Origin of the sequence: Flectobacillus major DSM 103, assembly GCF_000427405.1 — a bacterium.
Classification (GTDB): domain Bacteria; phylum Bacteroidota; class Bacteroidia; order Cytophagales; family Spirosomataceae; genus Flectobacillus; species Flectobacillus major.
The window spans coordinates 2501238-2516400 of record NZ_KE386491.1; the positions used below are offsets into that span (position 1 = coordinate 2501238).

Below are 15163 nucleotides of genomic sequence, written 5' to 3' on the forward strand. Positions count from 1 at the left end.
TTAGTGATTTAGTGATTTAGTGATTTAGTGATTTAGTGATTTAGTGATTTAGTGATTTAGTGATTTAGTGATTTAGTGAAACGGCAGCTCAATATTTTGAGTTCCCCAAATAGCTTCTTTTTTTCAAAATAATCACTCAATCACAATCACTAACTGAAGAAGGCTATCTCTACGAAGATTTTTGTCAAATACGTTTTTTTCTTCATTTTAACATTTTTTCACATAATAAATTATCGTGAAACAACCTTTTTATCCTTTCTTGCATCTACAAATCACAAAACCTCCCACATTTAAAGCTCACTCAACCTATGATTTTATTCCGTTACTATTTTACTTTATCATGCTTTCTGCTTATTTCATTAACTACCTTGGCCGATTCGGGTGTAAAAGGCTCTATTAAAAATAGCAAAGGTGAAGCTCTTTCCTTTGCTTCTATCTTGGTAAAAGGGGCATCTAAAGGAACTATGGCCAACGAAGATGGTCAATATGAACTTTCGCTTCCTTCAGGCAATTACACACTTGTATTTCAGTACCTAAGCCATAAAACCTTAGAAAAAAACATAGAAGTAAAGGACGATTATCTGACCATAAATGTCAGCTTGGAAGAACAGTCGATTAGCCTAAATGAAATCAAATTTTCGGCACAAAAAGAAGACCCCGCCTACACCATTATGCGAAAGGCTATTTCAATGTCCAGATTCCATATTCTCGAAATTAGCAGTTATTCGGCACGTACTTACGTAAAAGGTACTGGTAAAATCAAGGATGTAACAGGCATAGTAAAGCTGTTGGCTGGCAAAAAAATTGAAAAAGAAACTGGTCTTAAAATCGGACAAACCTATATTCTGGAATCTATCAATGATATTGCGTTTGCTCAGCCCAATGTTATCAAAGAAAAAATTATTTCAAACCGAAGCAATTTTCCTCCTCAACTTCAATCTAACAGTGGCAACCTCATTACTTTTGCCCGCACCAATTTTTACGCTCCTAAAATTGGCCCTATGATTTCGCCACTGTCGCCTTCGGCTTTGGCGTATTATCGCTTTAGCTACGAAGGAATGTTTGAAGACCGTGGTGTACAGGTCAATAAAATTCGGATTACGCCTAAATCGTCGGGAGAAGATGTTTTTTCGGGAACAATCAATATTATTGAAGACTCATGGGCTATTCATAGCCTCGACCTCCGCTACAAGGATGAAAATGGCGATTACACCCTCAAACAACTTTTTTCGCCCTTCAAAGATGTTTGGATGCCTGTATATTTTGATGCTGGGTTTTCGGTATCAGTTTTGGGCATAGAAGCCGAAGGCCGCTACGTAACCAATGTCCGAAACTATGCTGTAAATGTAAACCCAAAATACCACCAACAACCTGTGGTAATTGATGAAAAAATTGATAAAGCCGAAGCAAAAGAGTTGAAAAAACAAGGAGTCGATAAAAGTTTGGCTCTAAAACAGCAACAACTGACTCGCAAACAGCTCAAAAAGGTATTAAAAGATTTTGAGAAAGAAGATAAAAAAGAAAGAAAAGCCCAAAATGAAGACATAACCATTGTTCGTGATTATAGCTTAGAGGTTGATTCTCTTTCCAAAAAACGAAGCAATGATTTTTGGAATACCGAACGCCAAGTTCCTCTTACCGATTTTGAGGTAAAAGGTTATCAGCAAGCCGATAGCCTCAATAAAGTGAATGAAGATAAAAACAAAAAGGACTCTATCCGAAATTTACCTAAGTTTAAGTTGTCGCATATTCTTACAGGCAAATATTATAATTATGGTAAACGAGATATTTTGTTTGGTTATCAGCGTACACTCAGTTATAACTCGCCATTGACCAACAATATTCCTCCTTTTGGAAGCTTTGCCAATGCTGTTGAGGGCTATTATTTAGATGCCAATATCCGCTATACCCAACGCAATAAGTTACTTAGTCGCATGGAAATTGGAGCAGATGCCCGTTATTCGTTGGGTCGTCAACGCCTCAATGGCACAGTTGAATGGAATTATATCAAAAACTATACGCAGTATCGTTTCAAATCAGGACGATTTGTGTACCAATTCAACGAGCAACAGCCTATTACTCCTTTTGGAAATTTATTATATACCTTGCTTTGGGAACAAAATTTTATGAAGGTTTATGAAAAAACGTTTGTCAATGCTGAATTCAGGCATCAACTTTCGGCCAAACTGACGGCTCTTACTGATATAGAATGGTCGGAAAGAAGTCCACTTGAGAATCTTTCCAACTTCAAATCGTGGATAGATGTAAAAGACCGTGTTTTTGAAAGCAATACTCCAGCAATTGCAGAAGCCAATAATGCTAATTTTCAACAACATAATAGTGTTATCTGGAATGTAGGCTTAACGATTAGGCCATTTGCCAAAACCTCTAAATTTAATGGACGAGAGTACATTTCTAATTATAGAAATCCTATTTTTAGAATCAAAAATAGAATGGGGCTTTCGGAAAGCAATAAATTTCATCGCCTCGAAGCAGAATATGAACAGGTATTTGATTTGAAAAAAATAGGCGACTTGCATTTGTTTCTTTCTGGAGGTGGATTTATCGACAAACCAACCTATATTACCGATTACAAGCATTTTAATGGCAATCAGATTTTCTTTAGACGTGACGAGCTTTTCAATTCTTTCCGTAACCTTAGCTATTATCAATTTAGTACTACAGGAAATTATTTTCAAGCACACGCCCAACAAGACTTTAGAACGTTGTTGTTAAGCAAAATCAATGTATTAGGATTATATGGTATCAAAGAATCTGTTTTTGCTAACTATTTGCACGTGGCTAATCAAAAGCTCAATTATGTAGAAGTAGGTTATGGTATTTCGGGAATCGGCAAATTCTTGGGCTTGGAAGTTGTAAGCAACTTTATGAATGGCAAATACGACGCAACGGTTTTGCGTGTGAAGTTTAATAGATAATGTGATTAAGAGCTTAAATTGATTTTACCGATGCTCTAAATCAGGTTTTTCCTATTAGCTAGCAAACAAAGTCGCTAGCTAATAGGAAAGATGTTCAATACAAACCCTTTAATTCTACAAATACACATTCGGAACTCAATGCTTTTCCTTATTTGCCTACCGAAATCAAATTGGCAAATAACCTAAATGCTCCAGAAACCCCCGCAGGTAATTGACGAAAGAAGGCATATCCTGTAAATACATAATGTCCTTTGCCATATTTGGTATACAACAATCCACCATCTAAAGGCTTTTCGTTGGGGTCATTTGAAGAAATCACAGTTTCATATTTAGCATCCCATTCATTCGAGAAATATAGCCCCCTTTCCTGAATCCACCCTTCAAAATCCTTTGAAGTAATTTTGTTAGGTGTATTTAATAAAGGATGGTTGGGCTTCAAAAATCGTACTTCGGCTTCTTCTACGGTAACTCGTTCGCGTGATAATTTGAATTCGTAAGGGCCCATTCCTCCATCTATTTTCTGAAGATTATTATTTACCTGATATTGCACTACAACGTTTCCTCCGTTTTGAACATACTCCATCAGCTTTTTCTGATACAACTTCAAATGAGCTTCTGTATTGTAGGCTCGTACCCCTATTACAATGGCATCGTACTTACTCAAATCATCGTCTAGCTCTTTGTCGCCAAGCATAGTTACTTTATAGCCAATTTGACGCAATGCGGCAGGAACTTCATCGCCTGCCCCCAAAATATATCCAATTTGTGTTCCCTTTTTCTTAATATCTAATTTCACAAGCTTGGCTTCGGCCGTTGGGAATAGGGTTTGAGGCGGAATATGGTCGTATGCTACTGTTAGCATACCTTTGTCCGATACGCCATTGCTTGTTTGAACAACCGCTTTCATTGTTCCTTCCAAAGCCCCAATGTTGGTAATATCGGTTGGAAATACCTTGAAAGTAACTTTTTGTTCTTGGTATTTATTAGAAAACTGAAAAATCGTAGTGGTGGGGTCTACTCGCCAGCCTTTGGGTACTTCAAGGGCAATACTTCCTTTGGCATCGGCTTTATTGGCTTTTAGTGTAACCTCTACCGTTTTGGGCTGATTATCAGCAAATACATATACTTTATCGGCAATATTAGCTGCTACTTCAGGGCGAATCTCGAATGTACGATACAACTCGCCACGAACTTCGTCGGTATATTTATAAATGATAGGACTCGCCCATGTGATTTTTTGTCCTGCAATATTAAAGGTAAATTGAGCTTGCAAATCGGCAGGCTTTTCGGGTAATCCAATCAACTGTTGGTCATTGACAGTATACATCCCTTTACCCATTTTTTTCTCGGCTAACCAATAAGGCTGAGTGAGTGGCTGATTCTGAGGAATAATAACAGAAAAATTAATTCGATTGAGTTCATTATTTCCCAGATTTTGATTCAGTGTGGTATCTTTCCCCAAACCTACCATTTTGATTTTCTCCAATACAATTGCCTGATTACTGCGTTTAATAAAAGTAGCGGCGATATTGACGTTTTCCCCTCCTACGGCAGCATATTCATTAGGATTAGCTTCAAAATAAAGCCCCGTACAGGCTACAATTAAGTTTTCAAGTTCTTTCTTTTTCTGTGCTTTCCAATACTCATCGTCTAGGGTTTCTAGTTTTTGATAAGCCTTTACCAAAATAGGCACAATTGTTTCGGGTGTTTCGGGCTTAAATTGCTGAATAGCCTCGTTGATAATAGCCTGAATAGCCTCGCCCCCTTTTACCCTACTCCAAGAAATATCTACACCATCGAAAGCATCCTGTATCGCTTTTTCACCAAATTTATGCACCAAGTACTCAGGGCGAGCTCCACGCCCACGAGGTACACCAAAACCCTGCGACTTGTGTTGAGAACGGCTTTCGGCAGCAATTTCATTATAGGATTTTCCCAACAATGGGTTATATACGCCAATATCTACTTGAATAAAGTCTTTTTCAGCAGGCTTCTGCGTTTGCGATACCGTACCAAAATTAAAGGTATTCCACACTACCCTTTTGGCCTGCCAAGGTTTTACAAACTTCAATTGTTCAGGAAACTGTGAAGGGTCGGCAGCAGCGTGAAAAGCCTCTTCAGCTAGTACCGCCGAAGCCGAGTGATTACCATGCCCTGCACGAGCATCTGGCGGAAAACGACAAATAATAATATCAGGGCGTAAATTTCTGATTCGCCAAACTACATCCGACAAAACGGCTTGTTTGCCCCAAACCTCTAGTGTTTCTTCTGTATTTTTAGAAAACCCAAAATCATTTGCACGAGTAAAATACTGTTCGGGGCCGTCTATAGCACGAGCAGCAAGTAGCTCTTGTGACCGAATCAACCCCATCAATTCGGCCTGTTCCGAGCCTATAAGGTTTTGCCCTCCATCGCCACGGGTAATAGACAAATACGAAGTACGTACTTTACGCTCTTTGGCCAGCCACGATAGCATAATGGTGTTTTCGTCGTCGGGGTGAGCTGCTATATACAAGGCCGAGCCTAGTACATTGAGTTTTTTTAAGTTGAGCAAAATGTCGCCAGTAGGCATTGGCTTGACAGGCTGAGCCTTTGCCGATACAATACCCAAGGCACAAATACCAACCCATACCAATAGTGTTCTTGTAAGTTGTAACATATAATGAATTGAGAATATTTAATCAATTAGTTAAAATACGTGTAAAATGCTTGTGTAAAAACCAATTGAATTTGTGTTTTAATAGGAAAAATAAGCGGTTTTTTTGAGCTATATCCCAATATTAGCCCAAAAGTAATCAACAACCGATAAACCCTTGTTATTAAAAGGTAAATAACGATATATCAGCTATTGTTATACAATACCCATTGTAGGTTTGGGAGAAGAGATAAAAATCAATTTTGTCCAATAAAATATTGGAATAATTTTTTTATACCAACACAAAAAGTATATTTGTACAAATGGTATTTTTTTAATTTTAGCTTTAACTAAAACGAGAATCCATTTTGTAATAATCAATATCTCAACTATTTATCCAACCAAACTATTTAACCCACATGAATGATATTATCTATTTAGTACCCGCTTTTGGTGTTATTGGATTACTTTACACATTTTGGCGTTTCAACTGGGTATCTAGTCAGCCCGCAGGCGATGCCAATATGCAAAAACTCTCAGGTTATATTGCTGACGGAGCAATTGCATTTTTGAAAGCTGAGTGGAAAATTCTCGCCTATTTTGCTATTCCTACGGCAGTCTTATTGTTTTGGTTAGGCTCTGATGAAGGCACAGTCGAGCGTCCTATTCACTCCTCTCCAGTTATTGCATTAGCTTTTCTGATTGGGGCTATTTTTTCGGCAACGGCTGGTTATGTAGGTATGAAAATAGCTACCAAAGCCAACGTTCGTACAGCACAGGCAGCTCGGACATCGTTAGCCAAAGCCCTGGAGGTATCATTTACTGGTGGCTCGGTAATGGGCATGGGGGTAGCAGGCTTGGCAGTATTGGGGTTGGGTGGTCTTTTTATTATTTTTTATCACCTTTTTGCTGAAGGACAAGGGCTTACTTCAGTAGAGATGAAAAAAGCTATCGAAGTATTAGCAGGTTTTTCATTAGGAGCTGAGTCTATTGCCTTATTTGCTCGTGTTGGAGGTGGTATTTATACCAAAGCCGCTGATGTTGGTGCTGATTTGGTTGGAAAAGTAGAAGCGGGTATTCCTGAAGATGATGTCAGAAACCCCGCCACTATTGCCGATAACGTAGGCGATAACGTGGGCGATGTAGCGGGTATGGGAGCCGATTTGTTTGGCTCGTATGTGGCTACGATTCTGGCAACAATGGTACTGGGACAAGAAATAGATGTGATTGATAATTTTGGAGGGTTTTCGCCAGTGTTGCTTCCTATGCTGATTGCAGGTGTTGGCTTATTGGCTTCGTTGGTTTCGACCTTTTTTGTACGCATCAAAAGCGAAGAGGCTTCAGTACAAAATGCCCTGAATCTTGGTAACTGGATGTCTATCATTATTACCTTTATTACTTCATATTTTTTGGTAAAACATATTCTTCCCGAAACCCTAAATTTACGAGGATTTGAATTTTCGTCGAATGGTGTTTTCTATGCTATTATAGTAGGCTTGGTAGTAGGGGCACTTATGTCGGCTATTACCGAATATTATACCGCAATGGGTAAGCGTCCTGTTCTTTCTATTATCGAAAAGTCAGGCACTGGGCATGCTACCAATATTATCGGGGGGTTAGCCGTAGGCATGGAGTCGACGGTATTGCCTATTTTGGTTCTAGCAGCAGGGATTATTTTGTCATACAAATTTGCGGGACTTTACGGTGTGTCTATTGCAGCGGCGGGTATGATGGCCACAACGGCTATGCAATTAGCCATTGATGCCTTTGGCCCTATTGCTGATAACGCTGGCGGTATTGCCGAAATGTCGCAACTTCCTCCTGAAGTTCGTGGCCGCACCGACAATTTGGATGCCGTTGGAAATACCACTGCCGCTACTGGAAAAGGATTTGCTATTGCTTCGGCGGCACTTACTTCGCTGGCATTGTTTGCAGCATTTGTGGGTATTGCAGGTATCAAGGCCATAGATATTTATAAAGCCGATGTACTGGCAGGCTTGTTTGTAGGCGGTATGATTCCTTTTATTTTCAGTGCTTTGTGTATTTCGGCAGTAGGAAAAGCTGCTATGGAGATGGTCAATGAGGTACGTCGTCAATTCCGTGAAATTCCAGGAATTATGGAATATAAAGCCGAACCTGAATATGAAAAATGTGTGGCTATCTCGACAGAGGCTTCTATTCGTCAAATGATTTTGCCGGGGGCTATTGCTTTGATTTCGCCCGTGGTGGTTGGCTTTACTTTTGGGCCAGAAGTGCTTGGTGGTATGCTGGCTGGCGTAACAGTTTCGGGTGTTTTAATGGGCATGTTCCAGTCAAATGCTGGTGGTGCTTGGGATAATGCCAAAAAGTCCTTTGAAAAAGGAGTGGTTATTAATGGAGAAACATTTTATAAAAAATCAGAACCTCATAAGGCTTCGGTTACAGGCGATACGGTAGGTGACCCATTCAAAGATACCTCTGGCCCTTCTATGAATATTCTTATCAAACTAATGTCGATTGTTTCGTTGGTTATTGCTCCGTATATCGCTGTTACATCGGACGTTACAGTCAAAGAGCCTATTCCTACTGTGGAGACACTCACCCCTCAATTAGCAACAGAAATGCCTGTTTCAGATTCTGTAAAGAATCTTGAAGGAAAAGTAAAAAAATAATGTTTGATTAAAATTTTACATTCCTTAGCAAACTTATTTGTTTGCTAAGGAATGTGTATAGACTGGCAAATAAATTTTGTTACTCCTTAAAATTAGGCACTATCAACAATGTCTGCCCAAAATTCTCTCTAATTATAAGTTTACTCTGAGGCTATCATTTTTTTAAGATAAAAATTAAACTAAGTATTTTGCCTCATACTTTGAGGTATTTACTCCATGTACAAAGGATAATAAACTGATTATTTGGCCTGAACAAATTTTTTCAACTTGCACTTTTTGAGTCCTTGAATTTGCTCAACAACAATCGAAGCTGTTAGTTGTGAGCCTTTGTAGTTGGGATGTGTGTGGTCGGTTGGGAAAAACTTTTTCACTTCATCTTGTCCTAATGCTTCATATTTCTGCGATATTACTTCGTTTAAGTCGATAAAATACGCTCCTGTCTCTTCTGCAATTTGCTTAGCCCATAAGGCATAGCTTTGAGTGGCTCGTTCTACTTTTCCTTCTTTCCAAACATTGCGAGGTACAAGCGAGCAGATGATTGGCGTAGCTCCCTTTTCCTGAGCTTCTTTTACGTACTTTCGCATATACCAGCCATAAGAATGTACTATTTCGTGTTTTTTGGTTAGCATATTATCAATTTCCTGTATGTCGTCGCCAATACCTTTGATTGAGCCTCTGGCACGTGAGGTATCGTTGATAGCTCCACCATCGTTGTGGCCAAATTGCATAATTACATAATCGCCTTTTTTGAGTTTTGCCATAATCTTGTCCCAACGCCCTTCAGTAAGAAAGGTACGGCTGCTACGACCACCAATAGCATGGTTTTCGACACTGATTTGGGTGGTATCAAAATGCTGATCCATAAAACTTCCCCAACCCCAAAGACCATCGCTGCCTTTGCCCGAACCGTTACGTACAGTAGAATCACCAATGATAAAAATAGTAGGTTTGTCTTTTTTAAAGAGCGTAAACGAGAAGGCCATTAAGGCCATAAAGAATAATAAATAGGTCTTTTTCATAAAGTATTGTATCATTTTGGTATGAGCAAAAAGGAAGTTCCTTACCGATTATGTGTAAGGAACTTGACCCAAATCTCCCCTAATCAACTGTTTAATTCAAACTATTATTGCAAAATGTTGCTTGTATAAAGAGGCAACAATGGTATGTTCGTAGTCAATTTTACTTTTTTATTCGGGTTAATTCTGCCCCTGCCAGTAAGAAACAACCCAAGCCATAATCTTCAAAATCAGGAATTTTGTCGATAGCCAATGGTTGGCCATCTTTGGGTTCTTTACCTGTACCTTGTACCCAGCCCAAAAAGCCTGTTGGTTGTACTGACTCTTTTACCATGGCATCCCAAGCTTTTTGGATAATGGGTTTATACGTTTTTGCATCCAAATACCCGTGGTTTATCCCCCAAGCCATTCCATAGGTAAATAAAGCCGTACCTGTCATTTCTTTCCCCCCAAAATTATTAGGGTCGTGGAGGCTTACATTCCAAAATCCGTCGGTTCTTTGTAAAGGAACAAGTGCTTTGGTCATGGTTTTAAACATTTGTTCGTATTCGCTGCGATGAGGAGCATTCTGGGGCATAATTTCTAAAACTCGTACCAAAGCCGCCACAATCCAACCGTTTCCTCTCGACCAATAACAATCTTGTCCATTGGGTTCTTTATAAGGAGGCACAAAATCTTTATCTCGCCACCAAAGGCCGTCTTCAGGATTAAATAGCCCTCCTCCTTCAATCGTTTTGGTATGGTTGTACATTTGATACATTTTCTCATAATAGCGGTCGTCTTTGTACAAAACACCTAATTTGGCAAACACAGGCATTGCCATCTGCAAGGCATCTATCCATGTCCAGTACGAGCAATTGGGGTTTAGTACCAGGCTGTCCATAGAAGCCTTAATATCATGAATACGCTCTTCATTACGGTCGATCAGATACAAATCAATGTACGTTTGTCCACAACATTGGTCGTCGGCATTATGCGTTTTAATACCCGACCGAAGTCCCCATTTGTGGTTTTCGCCCCACGAAACAGCATAATCATAATAGCGTTTTTGAGGGTCTACTTTATACAATTCCATTAGTCCTTCATAATATACGGCACGAGTCCAGATATTACTAGGGCGAGTTTTGTTGGTAACAATGGGTTTGCCTGTATCAGGCCATTTTTGCATAAAATAATCATTGGCAACTTGCATCACCTTGATAATTTCCTTTTTGGAAGGCTTTTTTTGAGCCCACGAAGGCATACTCAATGCCATACAAATCAATAATGCTACTTTTTTCATTTGCTATATGGTTGTGAATACTAGCTAAAATTTGCTCCAATAACAGAACAAATGCTTGGAGGATATAGAATTGGTGTCCAGTAATAGAAACTTTTACTGACTAATTACCATCGGGTTTGATTACATTTACTAAAGGGCTATTAGGAAAATCCCATTGCTCAACTGCATCTGGAAAAGCAGGGTCAAATACAGGTAAATCCTTTCGGAGATACATCGCCAAAGGTAATTTAGTAGCTTTGATACCTTCTACTATACATTTGGCCAATTGGTACGCTCCGTAATTACTAAAGTGGGTATCATCATGAATCGCCTTGGTTTGTTCGGGAAATGTATTGGCTTCGTAATGAACAAACGCTTTCATGGATTTTTCTGGCCCCATTGCTTCAAACAAGGTTTTGCTCAATTTATTCAAATCTATCAAAGCAACATTTTCTTCTTTTGCTACTTTTATCATAGCTTCAGGAAAATCGCCTAAGGTATTAACCAAATGTCCTTCCTTGTCAAAATTGCGGCGGTACATCGAAGTTACCAATACAGGAATTGCTCCTTTGCCCCTTACTTGGCTAATATACTCTTTTAGATAAGTCTGATATGTTGAATGGGCATCAACCCCACTGCCAGCCTTTTGGTCATTATGGGCAAATTCAATAAAAAGATAGTCGCCTTTTTTTATTTGACTCATTACTTTGTCAAGGCGTTTTTCAAGGATAAAACTGCGAATGGTTTCTCCCGATTCGGCATAATTAGCGACTACAACCTTTTGATTATTAAAAAAACTAGGAATCATCTGCCCCCAAGCAGCATACGGCTCAATCGCTTGGTCAACAACCGTAGAGTTTCCTGCCAAAAATACCGTTGTCACTTTTCGACTTACAGGCTTAATTGTTAAACCACAAACTTTGGGGGCTTTGTCGCCAAACTCAAAAGTAAGTTGATTGTCCCAATGCAAATAGTTGAGCTCTCTAGGTTTAAGTTTAACACTTTCGTTAGCATTGATTTGAGCATTACGAATATGTACAAGAAAGCTTTTTGTAAGCACTTCGCCTTGCTTTGTTATCGTTTTTTCGAGCATCAAACGCCTATTTTCAACCTTAATAGTGGTTTGGCTTGTACCTTGGGTATCACCTAGCCATACTTTTACCTCATAAATACCTTCGGGTAAATCGACCGTAAAGAAAAAAGGCTTATTGCTTGTGATGTAATCGGCAGCAAGCTTATTTTTTCCGCCTCTATCAGTAGCACTCACTTCCGACTCTACCATGAAGCCATACCCACGCTCTTGGGTAAATGTGGTACTAGGAAGTACTGGTATAAAACCTTTGGCACTTCTACCAATACCAAAATCAAACTTTCGTGTGGTATTTTGAGCCAAGCCGCAGGTCGAAAACCCTACCAAACAAAGCCATAAGGATGTGTTTAAGCATAAATTAAATCGCATATTATTTTTTCTTAATCAGTAATTGTACAGAGCTATCGTTAATTTCAAACTGGTGTGTTTTGAGCAACGTAAGTATTTCGGCACCTGCATAAATCACTGGCCCATAGCCATGAGCTGCAAAAGGGCTGATTGGGCGGTGGTGATAAAACGCAGGGTCAAAGCCCATGCCTGTACCTACACATGTTCCTTCTACATGGCCTTTTTCATTTACTTTGGTACTTACAGCGTTCCATGCTAGCAATGTGGCAGGTGCATACGCCAATGCGTCAATCCAGCCTTTGTTGATAGCCTTGGCAAAGCAATAGGCATAAATAGCAGTGGCCGAAGTTTCTAAATAAGAATCGTTTTGGTCGAGTAGCTGATGCCAAAAGCCAGCACCCGATTGGTATTTGGCCAAGCCTTTTACATGTGCTTTCAATAATGCCAGTATTTCGGCTCTGCCTGGGTGGCTCTCTGGCAATACCTCTAATAACTCTACTTTGGTTAGAATAGCCCAGCCGTTGGCTCTTGCCCAATGAAACTGAGGGTGTTCGGTCATGCCTTCTACCCAGCCGTGCATATATACACCCTTGTCGGTATTAAACATTCTTTTTGAAAACTGCTTTACTTGTTTGACAGCTTCGTCGTAGTATTTTTTATCGCCTGTAAGTTTACCCATTTGAGCTAGTGCAGGAATACCCATAAACATGTCGTCGAGCCATAACGTATTAGCTTGTGGACGATTACGAGCCAATGTACCGTCCGACAAACGATGCTCTTTTTTCATGATATATTCAATATGGCTATCTATTAGCGGACGAAAATTCGTTGTACTTCCTGCTATCGTAGCCTTAATCATGGCAGCACTCATAGCTCCGCAGTCGTCCAATGCGTGCGGAGTTAATAAGCCACGCAAAGGGCCTTTTGTACCCCAGTCGGCATGGGCCTCGGTGGTTTTCTTGAAATATGGCACAGCATCAGCAATAAATTTTAGGCGTTTTTCAGAGTATTCTTTATAACGATTGTCGCCAGTAGCCTGAGCTGCCAACAACATTGCGGCGTAGGTAACGCCCCATTCGTAGCTTACCAAGCGAAAATCGCCTTTTTGTAAGGTTGTATTTTCATCTATTTTACTCAAATCGGTAATCACTTCATTGGTTTTGACATTAACAAAGTTGGTGGGTGTTACGGTGTCCAAATAACCATGTATTCTTTGCAAAGTACTTACTACATCTTCTTGTTTGACAATACCATAAGGAACAGGATAATCGGGCTGAATTAAATGCAAAGGCGTATTGGAATCGTTGGACTTGGTTACATTTTTTTGAGCAAAAGCCCCTGTTGTGACCGATGACAATACTAATGAAGCAAAGAGTACTTTAGTGAAATGGTTATTTTTCATGTGTTTGCTAAAGGTTTTTGGATACCAAAATGTTGAATATTTCCTGCTTAAAAGCACAGGACAAAGGCTTTCTACCCTTCTTTGTTTTGTACAACTTCCTCAAAGATAAATTTCATTTACAAACTATCCATCCTGTAGCATCCAGTTGTAGCAAGTAATGGTTGTATATTCCCATAAATTTGAAGATACTATCATGGTTTATATCTTAGAATTATTCAATTTTCTTGCTCCTTATTTGTGTGTAAATAGTAGTAAAAAATACGAAGTTATAAGGTAGACTATAGGGAAAATGCCCTTAAAAATGGCTTATCTGGGTGGATTGGCAACGTTCCCGATAACGATTGCATAAAAATTTATACTGTATTTATTGAATAAGACTCTGGGATAGCTTAACCTTGATTAAAGAATAGCAATACCTTTTATTTATAAATTATTATTATATATAAAAATATTACCATTCTATCCAATCTGTAGATTTCTTTCTAATATACCTTAAAAACAAGATTTGAAGATGTATGAGTAAGCCCAAAAGCATCATAAATTAAGTACAGAGTACGCAAGGTGTCTTCTAAAAAATTGGGCCTTTATACCCAAACCAAATACATGATGACATTGGGCTATAACCCGCAATTGAAACAAAATAGTGATTCTTAAAGGCTTTATTTCAAAAATCTCATTCAGCACCTTACTTGATGAAAATTACATCAGCTTAAACTTAAAAGAAAGATGATTGCGAAAAAACAGAAAATATGGGATGTAATTAGGGTAGATGATATTTCGGCTACTCCTAAGTATTTGCAAATTGTTCATTCTACCATCAAGGGCATCGAATTGGGGCATATTATGGTAAATGACAGGCTGCCTTCTATCAACGAAGTTAGCTTCGAGCTAGACGTATCGCGTGATACTGTCGAAAAATCGTATCGTCAACTCAAGCACATGGGTATTCTGGAGTCGGTACCAAGCAAAGGGTATTACATAAAAAATACAGATTTTGAAAAGCCTGTAAAGGTGCTTTTGCTTTTCAATAAACTCTCGGCTCACAAAAAAATTATTTTTGATGCCTTTGTCAAAGAATTAGGCCAGCAAGTGGCCATTGATTTTTATGTGTACAACAACGACTTTTCGTTGTTTAAGAAAGTACTTACGGCCAAAAAAGATGAAGATTATTCTCATTTTGTCATTATTCCTTATTTCTTAGACGATAATGGCAAAGTAGAAGAGGTTGTAAATATGATTCCTAAAGAGAAACTAATTATTCTTGATAAAATGGTGTCGGGCGTACATGGCGAGTATGGAGCTGTTTTTGAAAATTTTGAACAAGATATTTATATGGCCTTGTGCCAGGTGGTTGATCGCCTTCGTAATTATTCAAAACTCAAATTGATGTTTCCTCGCAATAGTTGCTATCCACAAGAAATCAGAACAGGTTTTCTGAATTTTTGTCAAGATTATGCTTTTGAAGCATCGGTTGTCGATAATATCAAATATGAGGACGTACAAGAAGGCGAAGTTTATATTAATCTGATGGAGGATGATTTGGTTATTCTTATCAAAAAAATCTTGAATAATAATCTCAAAATTGGCCAACAGGTAGGTATTATCTCGTATAATGAAACCCCTCTTAAAGAAATTATTTTGGATGGTATCACTACGATTTCTACTAATTTTAAGGAAATGGGCAAAACAGCAGCCCGACTTATCTTAGAAAAAGACAAAAGCCATATTGCTAATCAGTTTGAAGTAAATTTGAGAAAGTCATTATAACTCAAACATGAGTCATCCCGAATTTAGTGGTGAGTAATTATTTTTGAATATGAT

At 38.8% G+C, this 15163-nt stretch carries 8 protein-coding genes; 3 read left to right on the plus strand and 5 right to left on the minus strand.

Features of this window, described 5'->3' with window-relative positions; translation table 11 throughout:
• The first annotated feature begins 308 nt into the window (after positions 1–308).
• Complete coding sequence (locus FLEMA_RS68755) at positions 309–2939, plus strand: DUF5686 and carboxypeptidase regulatory-like domain-containing protein (protein WP_081681312.1); 2631 nt, start codon at positions 309–311, stop codon at positions 2937–2939.
• Positions 2940–3087: 148 nt separating this feature from the next.
• Here FLEMA_RS68755 and FLEMA_RS0116380 read toward each other — a convergent pair whose 3' ends face one another.
• Positions 3088–5598, minus strand: coding sequence for a PIG-L family deacetylase (locus FLEMA_RS0116380; protein WP_026997741.1), 2511 nt, complete (start codon positions 5596–5598; stop codon positions 3088–3090).
• Between the two features lie 395 nt (positions 5599–5993).
• Here FLEMA_RS0116380 and FLEMA_RS68760 point away from each other — a divergent pair, with 395 nt between their 5' ends.
• Entirely contained in the window at positions 5994–8225 is a 2232-nt protein-coding gene (locus tag FLEMA_RS68760) for a sodium-translocating pyrophosphatase (protein ID WP_081681313.1), read from the plus strand.
• A 239-nt stretch (positions 8226–8464) separates the two neighbouring features.
• Here FLEMA_RS68760 and FLEMA_RS0116440 read toward each other — a convergent pair whose 3' ends face one another.
• The 4 genes from FLEMA_RS0116440 to FLEMA_RS0116460 form a co-directional block, all read right to left on the minus strand.
• Positions 8465–9244, minus strand: coding sequence for a rhamnogalacturonan acetylesterase (locus FLEMA_RS0116440; RefSeq protein WP_044171515.1), 780 nt, complete (start codon positions 9242–9244; stop codon positions 8465–8467).
• Between the two features lie 160 nt (positions 9245–9404).
• Positions 9405–10523 (minus strand): glycoside hydrolase family 88/105 protein, encoded by a 1119-nt coding sequence (locus FLEMA_RS0116450; RefSeq protein WP_026997742.1) that lies wholly within the window; start codon positions 10521–10523, stop codon positions 9405–9407.
• A gap of 100 nt (positions 10524–10623) precedes the next feature.
• On the minus strand, positions 10624–11961 hold the full coding sequence (locus FLEMA_RS0116455) for a rhamnogalacturonan acetylesterase (RefSeq protein ID WP_044171519.1): 1338 nt from the start codon (positions 11959–11961) through the stop codon (positions 10624–10626).
• A 1-nt stretch (position 11962) separates the two neighbouring features.
• Positions 11963–13342, minus strand: a complete 1380-nt coding sequence (locus FLEMA_RS0116460) for a glycoside hydrolase family 88/105 protein (RefSeq protein ID WP_026995762.1) — start codon at positions 13340–13342, stop codon at positions 11963–11965.
• Between the two features lie 726 nt (positions 13343–14068).
• On the opposite strand from FLEMA_RS0116460, the gene FLEMA_RS68765 reads away from it, so the two are divergent.
• The gene (locus FLEMA_RS68765) at positions 14069–15109 is read left to right on the plus strand and encodes a GntR family transcriptional regulator (protein ID WP_044171522.1); all 1041 of its coding nucleotides are present in this window, start codon (positions 14069–14071) and stop codon (positions 15107–15109) included.
• The last annotated feature ends 54 nt before the right edge of the window (positions 15110–15163 follow it).